The sequence below is a fragment of the Mucilaginibacter terrae genome (assembly GCF_042679325.1).
GTDB classification, from domain to species: domain Bacteria; phylum Bacteroidota; class Bacteroidia; order Sphingobacteriales; family Sphingobacteriaceae; genus Mucilaginibacter; species Mucilaginibacter terrae.
Genome location: NZ_JBHTMJ010000006.1, coordinates 132,156 through 149,808, shown reverse-complemented (window position 1 = coordinate 149,808; position 17,653 = coordinate 132,156). Strand labels below are relative to the sequence as shown.

Annotated in this window: 14 protein-coding genes and 2 tRNA genes; 5 read left to right on the top strand and 11 right to left on the bottom strand. The window is 43.7% G+C overall.

What is annotated here, in order from left to right; genetic code table 11:
* Window positions 1–97 precede the first annotated feature (97 nt).
* The 3 genes from ACFQ3S_RS06890 to ACFQ3S_RS06880 form a co-directional block, all read right to left on the bottom strand.
* Window positions 98–182: transfer RNA gene (locus ACFQ3S_RS06890), tRNA-Leu, on the bottom strand.
* Window positions 183–377: 195 nt separating this feature from the next.
* Window positions 378–450 (bottom strand) — tRNA-Gly (locus ACFQ3S_RS06885).
* Between the two features lie 106 nt (window positions 451–556).
* Window positions 557–1,078 (bottom strand): regulatory protein RecX, encoded by a 522-nt coding sequence (locus tag ACFQ3S_RS06880; RefSeq protein ID WP_377162649.1) that lies wholly within the window; start codon window positions 1,076–1,078, stop codon window positions 557–559.
* A 21-nt stretch (window positions 1,079–1,099) separates the two neighbouring features.
* Between ACFQ3S_RS06880 and ACFQ3S_RS06875 the strand changes: the two genes are divergently transcribed.
* Window positions 1,100–3,565: a bifunctional UDP-N-acetylmuramoyl-tripeptide:D-alanyl-D-alanine ligase/alanine racemase gene (locus ACFQ3S_RS06875; protein ID WP_377162647.1), complete on the top strand. Its 2,466-nt coding sequence runs from the start codon at window positions 1,100–1,102 to the stop codon at window positions 3,563–3,565.
* 14 nt (window positions 3,566–3,579) lie between these two features.
* Window positions 3,580–4,176 carry a DUF502 domain-containing protein gene (locus ACFQ3S_RS06870; protein ID WP_377162645.1) on the top strand — a complete coding sequence of 199 codons (597 nt, stop codon included), beginning with the start codon at window positions 3,580–3,582 and terminating at the stop codon, window positions 4,174–4,176.
* Window positions 4,177–4,385: 209 nt separating this feature from the next.
* Here the strand turns inward: ACFQ3S_RS06870 and ACFQ3S_RS06865 are convergent, their stop codons facing one another.
* From ACFQ3S_RS06865 to rho, 5 genes are all read right to left on the bottom strand, one after another.
* Entirely contained in the window at window positions 4,386–5,609 is a 1,224-nt protein-coding gene (locus tag ACFQ3S_RS06865; protein ID WP_377162643.1) for a TCR/Tet family MFS transporter, read from the bottom strand.
* A 70-nt stretch (window positions 5,610–5,679) separates the two neighbouring features.
* Window positions 5,680–6,924: a TCR/Tet family MFS transporter gene (locus tag ACFQ3S_RS06860; protein ID WP_377162641.1), complete on the bottom strand. Its 1,245-nt coding sequence runs from the start codon at window positions 6,922–6,924 to the stop codon at window positions 5,680–5,682.
* Window positions 6,925–7,127: 203 nt separating this feature from the next.
* Window positions 7,128–7,379, bottom strand: coding sequence for a phosphoribosylformylglycinamidine synthase subunit PurS (gene purS, locus ACFQ3S_RS06855; protein ID WP_377162639.1), 252 nt, complete (start codon window positions 7,377–7,379; stop codon window positions 7,128–7,130).
* Between the two features lies 1 nt (window position 7,380).
* A complete protein-coding gene (locus tag ACFQ3S_RS06850; protein ID WP_377162637.1) occupies window positions 7,381–8,115 on the bottom strand; it encodes a CDP-alcohol phosphatidyltransferase family protein in 735 nt (244 codons plus the stop codon).
* Between the two features lie 302 nt (window positions 8,116–8,417).
* Complete coding sequence (gene rho / locus ACFQ3S_RS06845; RefSeq protein WP_449288934.1) at window positions 8,418–10,217, bottom strand: transcription termination factor Rho; 1,800 nt, start codon at window positions 10,215–10,217, stop codon at window positions 8,418–8,420.
* Between the two features lie 275 nt (window positions 10,218–10,492).
* On the opposite strand from rho, the gene pyrF reads away from it, so the two are divergent.
* The gene (pyrF, locus tag ACFQ3S_RS06840; RefSeq protein WP_377162635.1) at window positions 10,493–11,356 is read left to right on the top strand and encodes an orotidine-5'-phosphate decarboxylase; all 864 of its coding nucleotides are present in this window, start codon (window positions 10,493–10,495) and stop codon (window positions 11,354–11,356) included.
* 98 nt (window positions 11,357–11,454) lie between these two features.
* On the opposite strand, the gene ACFQ3S_RS06835 is transcribed toward pyrF, so the two are convergent.
* Window positions 11,455–12,357 carry a cation diffusion facilitator family transporter gene (locus tag ACFQ3S_RS06835; RefSeq protein WP_377162633.1) on the bottom strand — a complete coding sequence of 301 codons (903 nt, stop codon included), beginning with the start codon at window positions 12,355–12,357 and terminating at the stop codon, window positions 11,455–11,457.
* A 559-nt stretch (window positions 12,358–12,916) separates the two neighbouring features.
* On the opposite strand from ACFQ3S_RS06835, the gene ACFQ3S_RS06830 reads away from it, so the two are divergent.
* Window positions 12,917–15,205 (top strand): TonB-dependent receptor, encoded by a 2,289-nt coding sequence (locus ACFQ3S_RS06830; RefSeq protein ID WP_377162631.1) that lies wholly within the window; start codon window positions 12,917–12,919, stop codon window positions 15,203–15,205.
* A gap of 175 nt (window positions 15,206–15,380) precedes the next feature.
* On the opposite strand, the gene ACFQ3S_RS06825 is transcribed toward ACFQ3S_RS06830, so the two are convergent.
* A complete protein-coding gene (locus ACFQ3S_RS06825) occupies window positions 15,381–15,944 on the bottom strand; it encodes a PRC-barrel domain-containing protein (protein WP_377162629.1) in 564 nt (187 codons plus the stop codon).
* A 34-nt stretch (window positions 15,945–15,978) separates the two neighbouring features.
* Window positions 15,979–16,209, bottom strand: coding sequence for a hypothetical protein (locus ACFQ3S_RS06820; RefSeq protein WP_377162626.1), 231 nt, complete (start codon window positions 16,207–16,209; stop codon window positions 15,979–15,981).
* A gap of 217 nt (window positions 16,210–16,426) precedes the next feature.
* Here ACFQ3S_RS06820 and ACFQ3S_RS06815 point away from each other — a divergent pair, with 217 nt between their 5' ends.
* On the top strand, window positions 16,427–17,488 hold the full coding sequence (locus tag ACFQ3S_RS06815; protein ID WP_377162624.1) for an oxygenase MpaB family protein: 1,062 nt from the start codon (window positions 16,427–16,429) through the stop codon (window positions 17,486–17,488).
* The last annotated feature ends 165 nt before the right edge of the window (window positions 17,489–17,653 follow it).

The following is a 17,653-nucleotide window of genomic DNA, read 5'->3' as shown; positions in this document are numbered from 1 at the left end:
ATTCGTTTCTAAATTGCAAAACAAATAAATTTTACCATATCCCCCAAGAATTATGCTTGATCCAACAAAAGCTCCTCTTTTTAAAGAGGAGCTTTTGTACTCAGAGCGGGAATCGAACCCGCACTCCGTTTACGGGAACAGGATTTTAAGTCCTGCGTGTCTACCAGTTCCACCATCTGAGCATGGTCCATTTGCTACAGTTTAAAACTTTTGAGGTAATCCCGTATGAATCGGGACGCGTCTGTCAGTTTCACCACCTGTGCGTGGTTTATTTTGTCAGGTAATCGTTATGCGGGAGAAGAGGCAGGCGTCCGCCCGCACACCACATAACGATAAACCTTAAAAATAAATCCCTCCTGATATTCAAAAGGGATTTGAGCGAAAGACGAGATTCGAACTCGCGACCCCGACCTTGGCAAGGTCGTGCTCTACCAACTGAGCTACTTTCGCATTTTTGGTAAGTTATTATTCGTAAATAATCCCTTACGTTTTTGGTGATGCAAATATAGGGACTAAACCGTATTCTGCAAATAATTATTTTTAAAAGTTTTTAACTTTAATATAACTCACTGTCTTTCAAAACATCATTTATTAAATCGCTCTCATATCCACGGCTCATGGCGTACTGTATAAGCTTGTAACGGCGTTTAAAAGGGTCTTTTTCGGTTATTTGCGCTTGTTTTTTGTCTATAACTTTCTGCAAAGCGCGTAAATAATCTTCGCCGTCAATGGTTTGCAGAGCTTTACTTATCAATTTATCGGGTACTTTTTTCAGCTTTAAACCCTGTTTTATTTTAATACGCCCCCAAGCTTTAAGTTTAAATTTGCCTTGTACATAGGCGCGGGCAAAGCGCTCTTCATTTAAAAAATTACCGGTAATGAGCTGGCTGATCACACTTTCCACTCCGGTGGGGTACATGCCTAAATCGTATAGTTTATGGCGTACTTCTTGCTGTGAGCGTTCCTGGTAGGCGCAAAAATGTTCGGCTTTGGTCAGTGCGGTTTTTTCGTCGGTTATTCTCTTCTTTTTCGGCTCATCCATGCAAATCAAATTTACCAAAAATTCTTCTCTTAACATAAATAGTTACCTTCGTAAATCATGTTGAGCAGCCAGTATTCTATACTCCAGGTGCAGCAAATTATTGCCGCCACCGCAACCATCGTCAGGGAAAACAACATCAGTATTTTGCTTACAGATAGTAGGCAAATCAGCAACCCGGTGGAAAGCTTGTACTTTGCATTAACGGGTAGGCGCGATGGTCACGAGTTTATTGCTGAAGCTTACAACCATGGCGTGCGTAACTTTGTGGTACAAACCCAACCCACTGCCGATTACCCTGCCGCCAACTTTTTAATAGTGGACGATGTGTTGAAAGCACTGCAAACACTGGCGGCATACCACCGCAGCCGGTTTAATTTGCCGGTGATAGGCATTACGGGCAGCAACGGCAAAACCATTGTAAAGGAGTGGTTATACCAGTTGCTGGCCGGCGATAAAAACATTGTACGTAATTCTAAAAGTTATAACTCTCAAATAGGGGTGCCGCTATCGGTTTGGCAAATACAGGAAGATAACGACCTGGGGATATTTGAAGCGGGGATTTCTACTGTAAACGAAATGGATGCATTGGAAGCTATAATTCAGCCTACTATTGGCGTGCTTACGCATATTGGCTCGGCGCACGACGAAGGTTTTGAAAGCAGGCGACAAAAAATGCAGGAAAAGCTAAAGCTGTTTAAAAAAACAGAGCTGCTGATCCATAACTATGATCAGTTGCTGGAATACAAGGCCGACCTGCCTGCCATTACCACCTTTACCTGGAGCTTTAACTTTAAGGAGGCCGACCTGTATGTGTTCAGCGAAACGGTGATCTCCAAACGCTTTTACCTGCGGGCCATGTATAAAGGTAATGAGGTGGAATGCCTGATCCCGTTTTTGGATGAAGCATCGGTGGAGAACGCCATAGTGTGCTGGGCAACCCTGCTGGCTTTAGGTTACAGTGCCGAAGAGGTAGACGAGCGGCTGGAACACCTGAGCGCCGTAAGCATGCGCCTGGAAATGAAGACCGGTATTAACGATTGTTCGGTGATAGACGATTCGTACAATTCCGATATCCGTTCGCTCGAAATTGCGCTGAACTTTTTGCAGCAGCAAAATCAGCATAAAATAAAAACGCTCATTTTGTCCGATATATTTCAATCGGGCCTGCCACCGCAGGAACTTTACCGGCAGGTAGCCGATATGGTGAAGAACAAGCGGATAGATAAATTTATTGGGGTGGGAGAGGCATTGTACCAAAATCAGGAACTGTTTGCCGGTATTCAGCAAACCTACTTTTACAATCATACAGCAGATATGCTGCGGCACCGTCAGGAGATTAACTTTAACAACGAAGCTATCCTAATTAAAGGCTCGCGTAGTTTTGAGTTTGAGCGGATTAGCCGGGCTTTAGCGCAAAAGGCACACGAGACCATGCTGGAGATCAACCTCAATGCTTTATTGGGGAATTTGAACTTTTACAAATCCAAGCTGCAGCCGGGCGTTAAACTCATGGCTATGGTGAAAGCGTTTTCATATGGAAGCGGCACCTTTGAGGTAGCTAATATATTACAATATAATAAGGTTGATTATTTGGCCGTTGCCTATATTGATGAAGGTGTAGCTCTCCGCCAGGCCGGAATCATGCTGCCCATTATGGTGCTCAACCCCGAACCATCGGCCTTTGATAAGTTAATGGAGTTTAACCTCGAACCCGAAATTTATAGCTTTGCTTTGCTGGATAAATTTGTAAGATACGCCCAGCAAAATCAGGTAAGCCAGTACCCGGTGCATTTGAAAATTGATACCGGTATGCACCGTTTAGGATTTGAAGAATTTGAACTGGATACCTTGTGTGATATGTTGATGGTAAATTCTTATATTAAAGTACAATCTGTTTTTTCGCATTTGGTGGCCAGCGATAATGAGGCGCACGATGCCTTTACCCTTAAACAGATCACGCAGTTTAAACAAGCTTTTGAGCAGGTAGAACAGGCGTTAGGTTATACGGTGATCAAACACATCTCCAATACATCGGCTATTATACGCTGGCCCAACGCGCAATTGGATATGGTGCGTTTAGGCATAGGTTTGTACGGCATAGATGCTGCCGTGCCCGATCATTTGAACGGTTTACAGCCCATAGCAATGCTTAAAACCAGCATTTCGCAGGTTAAACACATTATAGCCGGCGATACTATTGGCTATAACCGTAATGGTAGTTTATTAAAAGATGGCCGCATAGCCACGGTACGTATAGGCTATGCCGATGGCTATTTACGTGCGTTTGGTAACGGCGTGGGTAAAATGTTAGTGAAAGGCGTGCTGGTACCCACGGTAGGCAATGTTGCTATGGACATGTGCATGATTGATGTAAGCGCAGTAGAGGTAAAAGAAGGCGATGAGGTTATCGTATTCAACGAGCAGCAAACTATTGAGGACCTGGCAAAGCAAATAGGCACCATCCCGTACGAAATATTAACCAATATTTCGCAGCGGGTAAAAAGAGTGTATTTTTATGAGTAAAATTGCAACAGGATATGAACAGGTTGGCCCGCGCGTTATTTAATTACTTTATCAAAGGGATGCTTGTTGTAGTCCCCCTTGGGCTGGCTATTTTCCTGATTTACTGGGCGGTTTCTAAATTGGATAACGCCCTGAACTTGAGTGATGTACTTTGGATAAATCCCAAAACGGGTAAGGGTATCTATATTCCGGGACTGGGTATTTTAACGGTACTGGTTTTAATTATGATTGCCGGTGTACTGGTGACCAACGTAATAACCGATCCCATTAAAAACTGGTTAAGCCGCTGGGTGAACCGGATCCCGCTGTTCAAGTTCCTGTACTCTTCCATTAAAGATTTTACTGAAGCCTTTGTAGGTGAAGACAAGAAATTTAATGAACCCGTTATTGTAGAAGTAGGTTCTGCCGGATTAAAAAAGATCGGTTTCCTTACACAAAAAGATTTGACGGCATTAGGTCTTCCCGGCGAAGTAGCCGTGTATTTTCCATACTCTTATTCCTTTGCCGGTCAGGTGGTTATTGTTCCTGCCGATAAGGTAAAACACCTCAACAAAAGCGCCGCCGATATGATGAAGTTTGTGATATCGGGTGGGGTTACGGAGTTGGATTAAATAGAAGCCCCTCCCAAACCCTCCCCGGGAGGGAGGGCTTAAAGATTATGCCGCAGCTTAGCTTCAATCTAACTGCCGCCGCTTGGCTCCAGCCAAGTGGCAACTATTCAGCGGCCTCGGGCCGCCGTAATTTAGCGTTAGTGTTCGCCACCAATCGGCCGATAGAAATTCTCTAAATTCTCGAATTCTGAAAATGCCGGTTCAGACAACTAAGACCTTTTAAAATTCCTAACCGCAATAAACGTACTAATCAGCATCAATATAGCTCCCAACAAATATGGCGCGCCCGGAAAGTATATAGAGGATGCTTTAGGATTAGTAAAATGCGCGAACAAACTGCTCATTAACAGTGGACCGATTACGGTAGTAATACTCAGCAAACTATTCAAACTGCCTTGTAATTCGCCCTGTTCGTTAGCTTCCACCTTACTGGTAATTAAACCTTGAAGGGCCGGACCAGATATTCCGCCTAAACAATAGGGGATCATAAACAAGTACATCATCCAACCTTTGCTGGCAAAGGCGATGAGCACCAAACCAATGGCATAAAACAGTAGGCCTGTTACAATGCTTCGGTCTTGCCCTAACTTAGGTATAATAATACGGATTAGCCCGCCTTGTATGCCAATAAGCAGTACACCTATGAAAATACCCAGGCTGCTGATGCTGGTCATGCTCCACTTAAATTTTTCAATGAGATAGAACGCGAGCACCGTTTCTACTGCCTTGGCAGCAATGTACACCAGCGTAAAAGCACTCACTAAGCCCGCAATAGCTGGGTACATGCCCAGGCGCTTTAATGACCCAACCGGGTTAGCCCGGCTCCAGTCAAAAGCACGGCGGTTTTCGGGCGCTAACGATTCGGGTAATACAAAATAGCCATAAAAGGCATTTAATAAAGCTAAACCGGCAGCAGCTAAAAATGGGATCTTTAAACCAACAGCACCTAAATAGCCACCTAAAGCTATTCCCACAATAAAGCCTAAACCGGTGGCCGCACCAATTAAACCAAAATTGGCAGCCCTGTTTTCGCCCGTGCTTACATCGGCAATATAAGCTGTGGCTGTGGTGGTAGCTGCCCCAGCAATACCGGCAATGGCGCGGCCAACAAACAGCCAGAATATACTGGGTGCAAAAGCCATAAAGGCGTAATCAATACCAAAGCCCACTAAGGAGGTTAACAACACTGGTCTGCGGCCATACCGGTCACTCAGGTTTCCCAATACTGAGGAAAAAATGAACTGCATGAGCGCGTATGTAAACGTCAAATAACCGCTTAATTGCCCTGCGGTACTAATATCTACGTGCCCTAAGGTTTCGAGCAGTTTAGGTAATACCGGTATGATTACGCCCAGCCCGAGCACATCAACAAATACAGTAACAAATATGAAACCCAGTGCGGCGTGGCGCTTAGGCTTGGTAGAATCGCTCATTATAGTTCAATAATAACACCTGTTAAAAGGCATTAACGCCAAATTGTTTTTAAGATTAGCGGTATTTACATTAAGCTGTTGCTTCCACCACCCGTGCCCGCCTAAAACTACGCACAGCCAGCAAGGTGCTCACCAGCATTAATATAGCACCCATTAAAAACGGCGCCCCAGGAAACTGTACAGGTGCATTTTTGCCGGTAAACCAGGCAAACAGAGTGGTCATTAACGGCGGACCAATAATGGAAGTTACACTCATTAAACTGGTTAAGCCGCCTTGCAGTTCGCCCTGTTCATTAGGTGGTATCTGGTTACTGATCAATCCCTGTAAGGCTGGTCCGGCTATGCCGCCCAGGCAATAAGGTATTAAAATAGCGAACATCATCCAGCTTTGGTTGGCAATGGAGAACAGGAACAAGCCTACGCTGTATAGCAGCAAGCCAATGGCTATACTCTTTTTTTGTCCAAGCTTAGGAATGGTAATGCGAATGAGTAAGCCCTGCACCAAACCCGATAATAATCCCACGAAGCCTAAGGAATAACCCACTAATGACTCGTTCCACTTAAAGCGTTCCATGGTAAAGTAAGTCCAGGTGCTTTGTACGGCATGCGCTGCAACGTAAATGAGGATGAGCGAGGCAATTAGTCCGCTTATGGCCGGATACTTTTTCAATTGCGTTAATGCGCCTATGGGGTTGGCACGTTTCCATTCAAACGGACGGCGATTTTCTTTCGCTAATGATTCGGGCAGTATAAAGTAACCGTAAGCCGCATTGAGCAAGGCTAAACCTGCGGCAGCTAAAAATGGCAGCTTCACATCAACATGACCTAAAATACCACCTAATACAGGGCCGATAATAAAGCCCAGGCCAAAGGCGGCACCAATAATACCAAAGTTTTGTGCCCGTTTTTCGGGCGTACTTACATCGGCTATATAGGCTGATGCCGTGGTAAAACTGGCACCGGTAATACCGGCTATAATACGGCCTACAAACAACCACCAGATGCTGGGCGCAAATGCAAGGAAGATATAATCGATACCAAAACCTAAAAGTGAACCCAACAAAACCGGCCTTCGGCCATATTTATCGCTCAGGTTACCCAGCACAGGGGCAAACAAAAATTGCATTACCGAGTAGGCGAAGGTAAGCCAGCCGCCGTAACGGGCCGCAACACTCAGATCGTTAGTATGTAACAGGTGTTCTATTAATTTGGGGAACACCGGTATAACTATACCAAAGCCGGTAATGTCGATGAGTAAAGTAATGAAGATAAAGCCTAAAGCAGCCTCACGTTTAGGTTGTGCAGGTTGATCCATAATTATCTCAAAATAACGAAAATATGTTTACAGCTACGGTTTTGTTTAACAGGCAGCGCGTCATTTACTGCCATAACACTAATCTAACGCATAAGCAGCTATATTAAAAGATAAAATCTTTATTAAAGCTAAAATATACGTAGAGATGTCAGCTTCATTCAAGCCTGTAAACGGCAAATTAATTTCAAGAAGAAAAGAAGAAATTATGCAGGAATTACCTTGAAAGTATAGCTCTCCATAATTAAGTTAGCCAGCAGGTTTTTGCAGGCTTCCTCAGTTTTGGCCGATGCTATAGCTTCATTCTCAGCTTCAATTTCTAAGGTAATGTGTTTGCCAATGCGCACGTTCAGAATTTCGGCCAGGCCCAGGTTTTTCATACTGCCGGTTACGGCTTTACCTTGTGGGTCAAGAATTTCTTTTTTGGGCATTACATCTATTTCGGCCAGGAATTTCATATTATTTGGCAAATCTGAGTTGAATAATGGATAAAGCGATATACATGATGACGATCGCCGGAACGGCAGCAAATTTAAAAAACAATATCAGAATTGCCGAAAACAGCAGCAATAAATACCGATAAAAATTTCTATGTACATCGCGGTTCTTAAATTTGAATGACATTAACGGAAGTTCGACCACGAGCAGCATACACATGATGGCTACAAAAAATGCCAAGAAAAAAGGGTTTAATACGAAAGCGTTAAAAAAGCCGTATTGCTCTTTGATAATTAGTGGGAATGAGCCTATTAAAATGGCGTTAGCCGGGGTAGGGAGGCCTATAAAACTATCGGTTTGGCGTTCGTCATTATTAAATTTAGCCAGCCGTAATGCCGAAAATACCGGGATGAGGAAAGCAATGAAGTTTAAGACAATACTAACGTTCTCTATTTGAGGTGCCTGCAAAAACAGGCGGTACATAATAAAAGCGGGTAGCACGCCAAAGCTTACTACATCGGCCAATGAATCCAAATCTTTACCTATTAACGAATAAGCTTGCAAAACACGGGACGCCAGTCCGTCGAAAAAGTCGAAGATTGCGGCTAAGAATATACAATAGGCTGCATATTCCAGATTATCCTGAAAGGCAACAAAAACAATTCCTACACATCCACTAAATAGGTTGGCACAGGTTATGGCGTTGGGTACATGTTTCTTAACGCGTTTCCTCATTTCGGGGGTCAAGATAGCCAATAATTTTTAAGCTTCTATAAAGTAAGAAAAATCTTAACCTGATTTTAATGTGGCGGGGGTGGAAGCAATCTCTAAACAAAAAATGTCATTTCGAGTGATAACGAGAAATCTTGTTAGACTAAGTAGGTTGCCTACTTTGCATATTGAACAAGATCTCTCACTAACGTTCGAGATGACAAAAAATGTCATTTCGAGTGATAACGAGAAATCTTGTTAGACTAAGTAGGTTGCCTACTTTGCATATTGAACAAGATCTCTCACTAACGTTCGAGATGACATTTTTTTAGCTTATTCGCTTTATACTACGAGTTCATCGAAACCAAAAACTCTTCGTTGCTGCGGGTACCTCTGATCTGTGACTGCATGAATTCCATCGATTCGATAGAGTTCATATCGGCCAAATGATTACGCAAAATCCAGATGCGTTGCAGGGTATCGCGGTCTAACAACAGGTCATCCCTACGAGTGCTCGATGCGGTAATATCAATAGCAGGGAAAATCCGTTTGTTAGACAGTTTACGATCCAACTGCAGCTCCATATTACCGGTACCTTTAAACTCTTCAAAGATCACCTCATCCATTTTAGAGCCGGTTTCGGTTAAGGCTGTAGCAATAATGGTTAACGAACCGCCATCTTCTATATTACGGGCCGCACCAAAAAAGCGCTTAGGTTTGTGCAATGCGTTAGCATCCACACCACCCGATAATATTTTACCTGATGCCGGGGCAACGGTATTATAAGCACGGGCTAAACGGGTGATGGAGTCTAACAAAATAACCACATCATGACCGCACTCTACCATACGTTTGGCTTTTTCGAGTACAATGTTGGCAATTTTTACGTGACGCTCGGCCGGTTCATCAAATGTTGAGGATACCACCTCGGCGCGTACGCTGCGGGCCATATCAGTAACCTCCTCGGGGCGCTCGTCAATCAGTAGAATAATGAGGTACACTTCGGGGTGGTTTTTGGCTATGGCGTTGGCCACATCCTTTAACAACATGGTTTTACCTGTTTTTGGCTGGGCTACAATTAAACCACGCTGACCTTTACCAATAGGCGAAAACAGGTCCATAATACGGGTAGAATAATTGTTCGCATCGGTAAACAGGTTCATTTTTTCGGATGGGAACAGCGGCGTTAAGTGATCGAAAGGAACACGGTCGCGCACTTCGGCAGGTATGCGGCCGTTAATGGCTTCAACACGTACCAAAGGAAAATATTTTTCGCCTTCCTTTGGAGGGCGGATGCTGCCTCGCACGGTATCGCCGGTTTTTAAGCCGAATAGCTTAATTTGCGATTGTGATACGTAAATATCATCGGGCGAGGTCAGGTAATTATAGTCGGACGAGCGCAAAAAGCCGTAACCATCGGGCATTATCTCTAACACACCTTCGTTAACAATAACGTTATCAAAGTCCATGTTAATGGCTTCCTGGTTGCTTTTGGTTTGTTGCTGAACGCTGTTTTCGCGGTTGCCGTCGCGCTCGCGGCCATTGTTGGTTTCGCGTTGCTGGTTATTATTTTCACGTGGCTCACGGGTATCACGTTGTTCGCGTTCGCGTGGTTCACGTACGTTAGTACCTTCACGTCCTTCGCGTGGGTTAGCCATAGGGCGGCGCTCAAATTTTGGCGCACGAACCTCGTTGTTTTGCTCGGCAGCTGCCGGTGCAGTTGAGGCGTTATCCTTAACCGATTCAACGGCCTGCACATCGTTAGGGGTACCGGCTTGCTGGGTTTCGGCTTGTACTATAGGCTCAGGTGCGGCAAACAGATCGGTACGGGGTACATCGTGTACCTGCGTTTTACCTGCCGGAACCTTGGCTTTTACAACACGGGTGCGTTTGCGTGGTTTGTCGTCGTTATCGGCATCGTCGCTTTCGGCATTGGCTGTTTGAGCTTGGGGTGCCTGGTTATCATTGTAGTTGTCTTGCAGAACAGATTGCTGTGCCCGGGCGGTTTCAATCAGTTTTTCTTGCTCAACTATGCGCGTAACGAGCTGGGCCTTACGCAGTTCATCTGCTTCGGTAATACCCAGATCTTTAGCCATTTGACGCAATTCGGACACTAATTTGTCATTCAATTCGAGTTTATCAGGCATGAGAGGAATTATAATTCAAAAAGGGATTATTTAATGTATAGAAAATTAAACTTGCTGCTGTAATGGCACCTTGAAAAAAATAATTTATTATTTTATAAGCAACGTGGGAATTTTACAACTTTTCTTTAGTGCAAGAAAAATTTGTTTTGGAAACGATACAATAGTAACTAAATATTTTAGAATCAACAATTATTTTAAAAAATAGTTACACAAGGATAACACTTCCAATGAAATTTAGTTTTTTTGCCCCTTGAATATCCTTTACTTCTTTCCTTATGCTATCACGTCAGCAATTAATAGAACAGATCAGGCTTAAAAAATCATTCTTGTGCGTTGGTTTAGATACCGACCTGGAAAAGATACCCGCTTTTTTGCATAACAACTATCCCGATCCTATTTTTGAGTTTAATAAACGCATTATTGATGCCACTAAAGACTTATGCGTGGCTTATAAACCCAATGCTGCCTTTTATGAAAGCTACGGTATTAGAGGTTTACAAAGCCTGATCAGTACTTACAAATACCTGCCCAAAGATTGTTTAAGCATTATAGACGCCAAGCGTGGCGATATTGGCAACACCAGCGACCGTTATGCCCGCGCCTTTTTTGATGAAGCCTCCACAGGTATGGGTTTCGATGCGATTACGATTACCCCTTACATGGGGCACGATAGCATTACGCCTTATTTAGCTTATGAGGATAAGTGGGTGATCATTCTGGCGCTAACCTCATCGGTAGGGAGCCAGGATTTTCAATACCTGCAAACTAACGAAGGTTTGCTGCATGAAGCCGTAATTAACAAATGCAATACTTTGGCGGGCCCTGATCGTATGATGTACGTGATAGGTGCCACCAAAGGTGCCGAGTTTGCCAACATCCGCAAACATGCGCCCGATAATTTTTTATTAGTACCCGGTGTTGGCGCACAAGGCGGTAGCCTGGAAGAAGTATGTAAGTATGGTATGACCCCCGAATGCGGCTTACTGGTTAACGCTTCCCGTTCTATTATCTATGCCAGCAACGGAGAAGACTTTGCCGAAGCAGCCCGCGCCGAAGCCTTAAAGCTGCAACAGCAAATGGCAGAGGAGTTGGAGAAAAAAGCCTCTCCCCGGCCCTCCCCGGGATGGAGGGAGTTATAACATTATATGCTGTGGTAATTTAATTAGAAGTCCTCCCTCCCGGGGAGGATTATTCGTAAGTGTCTGTATTTATTAGGCACTCATGAGGGCTACGCCGTTTAGGAGGGGCTTACCGGCTCCACAAATACCTGTTTGTAATGCGGATAGGTAATCTGAATTTTATTACGAATATTCTCAATAGTATCGGTGATCTGCATATTACCAGCTTCGCGGATAAAATTAATTTTAAAGACGATGATTACCTCTTCGGGAGCCAGGTAGGTTGAGAGGTGTTGGGTAACCTTGTTTACCAGCGGATCGCTTTCGGCTATTTGTAAAACAGCCTGCAATTCTTCTGCTTCAGGGGTTTCGCCCATCAGTAAGCTACGGCTTTCACGAACCAACAATATAGCAACGGCGGTTAGCAGTAAACCTATCAATACCGAAGCTATACCATCAATATAAGGATTATCCAGCAACTGGCCCAGCAAAATACCGGTAAAGGCTATTAGGATTCCTATCACATCGGCAGCATCTTCAAACAGCACTACAAAGGTTGATGGGTCTTTACTATCGTGCACAGCTTTCCAAAAAGGGGTATCGCCGCGCTGCCTTTTAAATTCTTTAATAGCAGTAATAAAGCTAATACCATCGAAAATAAAGGCAATGCCCAGCACAATATAGTTAATTATAGGATTTCGTACTTCTTCAGGATGCATCAAATGTTCAATTCCCTCGTAAATGGAAAAGCCGCCGCCCAATGCAAAAAACAATAGCGACACCACAAACGACCAAAAATAAAGCTCTCTTCCATAACCAAAGGGCCGCTGCTCATCGGCAGGTTTCTGGCTTTTGCTGATACCCAGTAAGAGCAGCACTTCATTGCTGGTATCTACCAACGAATGAATACCTTCTGATACCATGGCCGAACTACCGGTAAACACTGCTGCTACCAGTTTGGTAATGGCAATAAGCAGGTTTGCCCCAAGGGCGGTATAAATAGGGGTTTTAGATGCCGGCATAGATTATTAATACACCATTACAACCAATAGGTTTGATGATTTGCTTAACAAAAATTTAATTAATAACAACTTCTGCATGTATTTGTGTAATAAAAATGATATATGGTAAATAAACTGTTAACCAATACGCTTAAAATATATATTTGTACTAATTGTTTTGAAGAACCGCGCCGCAAAAATATTGATCTCACTGCTGCTCCTGTTAACCTTTGTTACAGGGCAGTTGATCGTTTTTGCGCATACCCATAAAACGGATACTCAGCATGCCAGGCATTACGGCCAAAAAGATAAATCCAAAATTTCTGAAGATAACTGTCCCATTTGTACACAGCATGGGCATATACAGTTGCTTTTACAGCAGAGCCAGTTTCAATTTTGGTCGGTTAGCAGCTCTTATACGCCAGTAGCTTATACCGCAATATATCAGAGCATTGAGTTACTGCTTTCGGGTAACAGAGGCCCGCCTGCATTATAATTTTCTTATTTACACCAGTGGTTATTATACAGCCGCTGTTTTACTGTATTTCAAAAAATTATTAGTTCAGCTATCTCTATTATCATGAAATTAAAATTTTTAGGCAGCTTATTGCTGTTTATATTACCTGCGTTTATCTATGCGGCTACCGTAGCGGCATTCACCGGCAAAGTAACCGATGCCAAAACCAACGAGCCTATTATAGGGGCTACCGTTACCATTCCCCAATTAAAAATAAGTACCAGCACCGATGCCAATGGGCAGTTTAACTTTGCTAACCTGCCGGCCCGTGGCCGTTATGTGGTAGAAGTAAAGTACTTGGGCTACAGTTCGCTGGTTAAAACCGTCGATTTGTCGTCGCCTTCGGCATTGAATTTTGCCCTGGTGCCCAGCATGATCGAAACCCGCGAAGTAGTGGTGACCGGTACGCTGGTTACGGCAACCAGTAAATACAACAGCACATCGGCCGCGGTGGTTCATAAAGAAGATTTGCAAGGCAGCTATACCAACCTCATAGATGCCCTGGCTAAACAAGTGCCGGGTGTAAGCCAAATCACTACGGGTCCGGGCATCAGCAAGCCGGTTATCCGTGGCCTGGGTTACAACCGGGTGGTTACCCTGAGCGATGGTGTAAAGCAACAAGGTCAGCAATGGGGCGATGAACACGGCATTGAAATTGACCAGTACCAGGCCGATAGGGTAGAAGTGCTACGTGGCGCGGCATCCTTGCAATATGGCTCAGATGCTATTGGTGGTGTCATCAACTTAGTTGAACCGCTTGCTCCTGCATCTGGAATGATCAAAGGTGAAGTATTATCTAACTATTCTACCAATAACGGTTTAAGCGGTACTTCATTAATGCTAACCGGTAACGAAAGCGGTTTTGTATGGCGTGGACGCGGTTCTTATCAAAACGCTTATTCGTATAAAACAGCCAATGGTTATTTCCCTAACAGTGGCTATAGTAATACCAATGCAAGCGCTATGTTGGGTTTAAACAAAAGCTGGGGTTATTCGCATTTAAACTTTTCCTACTATAAAAACAATGTTGGTTTTTACGACCCCGAATCGGTAGATGAATTGTACACCACCGAGCATTCGCGTACGCTGGATTTTCCGCGTCAGGACATTCGCCATTATAAAATAGCGTTGAACAATAACTTTGTATTAGGTGAGGGGTCTTTAAAAGTTGACCTGGGCTACCAGAAAAATCAACGCCGTGAACTGGAAGACAGCAGCGACCCTGCCTTATTCTTCGATTTAAACACTTACTCTTTAGACGCCAAGTACGCTTTACCTGCAAAAAACGGCTTGGAGCCGGTTATAGGTTTAAGCGGAAGCCTTGGCCATAGTTTAAATAAGGCCGATGAAAAGCTGATTCCCGAATATAACGCTTACGCCGCAGGTGCGTTTGGTTTCATTAAGAAAACTTACGGCACCAACACGGTGAGCGCGGGTTTACGTTACGATTATATTAAAAATAACGGTAAGCAGCTTTTTGAAGAAGGCGAAGAAAAGTTTCCCGGCTTTAAAAATGATTTCAGCAGCATTAGCGGTGCATTGGGTTATACCCACGTGTTTAACGATAACCTAAACTTTAAGGCCAATGCCGGATCGGCTTTCCGCGCACCTAATCCGGCCGAGTTAGGATCGAACGGGGTGCATGAAGGAACTTTTAGATATGAAATTGGCAACCCTAATTTAAGCCCCGAAAGAAGTTACCAGGCCGATGCTACTTTGGAATTTGGTTCGGGTATGGTAACCGGTAGCCTGGGTGTGTATGAAAACTACGTACATAACTTTATTTATGCCTCTAATACCGGTAATGAAACTATTGAAGTGCCCGATGAAGCACTGGTAGAGTATCCGGTGTACCGTTATGGCCAGGTAAATGCCAATTTATATGGTGCCGAAGCCAGTTTAACATTGCATCCGGTATCATATATTCATTTGGAAAATACGTTTGGTTATACCCATGCGCAAAACACCACGTTGAACCGTCCGCTGGCTTTTATACCGGCAGGTACACTGCACAACACCCTGCGCTTTGAGCCGAAAATTAAAGGGTTGAACGCTTTTTACGCTTATGTGGGTATCGACAACTATTTTAAACAAAGCCGTATAGATGCTACGTTTGAAACAGCAACGGCATCGTACACCTTGTTAAATGCAGGTATTGGAACTACGGTTAAATTAGGAGCACAGCCGCTTAAAATCTATGTATCGGGATATAACCTTACTAATAAGCGTTATTACGATGCACTAAGCCGTTTGAAACCGGGCAGGTTAGACCAAACCAACACTGCGTTGGGCGTTTATAACCCCGGTCGTAATATTACGTTTGGTTTCTTTTTGCCTTTTAGCATCAAGTAAAGTAACCTGTATTTGAATAAGAAAAGCGCTTATCGGGTAACGGATAAGCGCTTTTCTATTATAGTACATAATTATCACCTGTCAGTCTGAGCTTGTTGAAGGCTTGTAAGCTGTGTCAGGTCTTTAACGAGTTCAGAATGATGGCTTCATTTATAGCTTTTACAAACGCAATTTTCTAAAATATATCCTTACCCTCTTCCGCATCAGGTGTACCTTCTTCGGGCAGCAACCTTTTAGGATCGGTTTCCTGCCTTCTGCGGTCGTAAAAACGGTTGGCGTTGAACTGCTCGTGCTCGTAAAAGTCTTCGGTAGGGGTAGAGCCAATGGCACCCATGCCCATACCTGCAGCGCCCAAACTGGAAAACGTGGTACGGATGTGCTGTTCATGCTCGGCTGTTAAGGCATCTTTTTCGTAATGTGGCAACTGCTCCAAATGATTCACGGTAACCTGCGGAACAACTATGTAATCATCATCAGCATGAATTTCGGCAGCGCCAATAGGGATGAGAATCTTACGGGCTTCCAGGCGTAGGTCGTTGGCATCGGTATCTACAATAATGTAGCGCACCTTGCGGCTTTGCGGATTGAATAGAAGTTCTTGCACATCGCCAATGTTTTCGCCCAATTCATTTTTTACGTCCCAGCCCTTAATATCGGGCTGACCATCGGCTATCTCAAAATCGCTGCCGCTTAGTTCTTCCAGGCGGCTATATTCTAAATCATTTTCTTCTAAGGCCATATCAGTACAATATTTATATATGCTTGAAACTTAATTATCTTGTAGTATCTGCTTCCGTAGTATCAACGGTAACACTATCCAATGTGGTGGTTTTAGTGATCGTGCTATCCACCATCGTTGAATCTGTTACTATCGGTTCGTTTTTACCAGTCAGGCTTTTGCCGCCACCTAAAAATATATAGAGCAAGGCTAAAGCCACTATCAGCAGTATGATCCATACCCACCAGGGAGTCCGTTTTTTAGGTTGTACGTTTAATTCGGCCATAAAATTGTTTTAATTAGCAAAAAGTTAATTACTATAAACCTAACAAGCTCATTTATTAAGTTTTACTATAACTTATTTATCGGCTTATGGTTTTGGCATTTTAGAAAACGCTTGATTGTAATGAGCGAAAAAAGTGTTTAAATAGTTAAGTTGTGCTGAAAACTAAGGAGTTTATTTTAGCTTTATATAATTAGTACCCGGCAAACGGATGCAGCTTATGAATACTGAAACTATAGTGCCTTATAATACCCAATTTTTGACAGCCAGGCGGCAGGTAACCGATGCCATGGCCAATGATTTGGTAAACCGAACTTTTGCAGATGTTGTAAAGAAATTAGTTTTGCGGGACTACCTGACTAAGCTAACCAGTAATGCACAACTTGAGCAGCTGCCTGATTTATACCGTAATGAACCACTGTTTGCCAATGCAAGGCAACTCCCCGCGTGGGCAAACAGTAAACAATTGCAGCAAGGTGCGGCTTTTTTTGCGCGTCATGCCAGCCTCATTATGAATATGCTGGGCTTGTTATCGCTGCCGTACACTTATGCAGGTGCCGATGGAGTACGGGTGCTATACCTTAGTGAGCGCATGCGTAACGATACGGCCAAACGTTTGCAGGAAACCGGCGACTTTGTATGGGAGGTAATGGCTCCTAACGCTTTTGAGCCCGGTGGAAAGGGCTTTGCCAGTATTTTAAAGGTAAGGTTAATACATGCTGCCGCGCGTTACTATACTTTGCAAAGTGGTAAATGGGATAGTATGGCTTGGGGACAGCCCGTAAATCAAGAGGATATGGCGGGTACCAACTTGTCGTTTAGTTTGGTGGTGATACGTGGTTTGCGTAAGCTGGATGTGGCCGTTACTTATGCCGATCAACAAGCTTTTATGCATTTATGGAATGTAATTGGCTCCCTGTCGGGTATTGAGCGAAATTTATTACCCGATGACGGTAAACAGGCCATTGAACTTGAACAGGCGATAAGTAAGCACCAGTTTCGCCCAAGCGAAGAGGGGCAAGCGCTTACCCGTGCTTTGATGAATTATTTTACCAGCTTAAAACTGCCGGTACCCTTTGGTAATACCGATACTATACAGCTCATGCGGTTTTTATTAGGTAATGAGGTGGCCGATATGTTGAACCTGCCTGCCGGAGAAGCTCCTAAAGTAGTAATTAACTTGCTGAAATTAAGTGGCACTTTACAGGAGTTTAAATATATGCCTTCGGTAAGCCAGGCTTATCAGCAGCAGTATGCCGGTTTTAAAAAGCAGCAGTTGTAAATGTGAGGATATGCAAATGTAGGATGTGCAGATGAAAGCTTTAACCTTATTTTATAAATTCTGCCCATTCCATAAATTCTTTAAATTTCAGTTCAGACCAATTCAGAAAATTCCGGTTCAGACGACAACAAAAAAGCCGCACTATAACATAATGCGGCTTTGGTA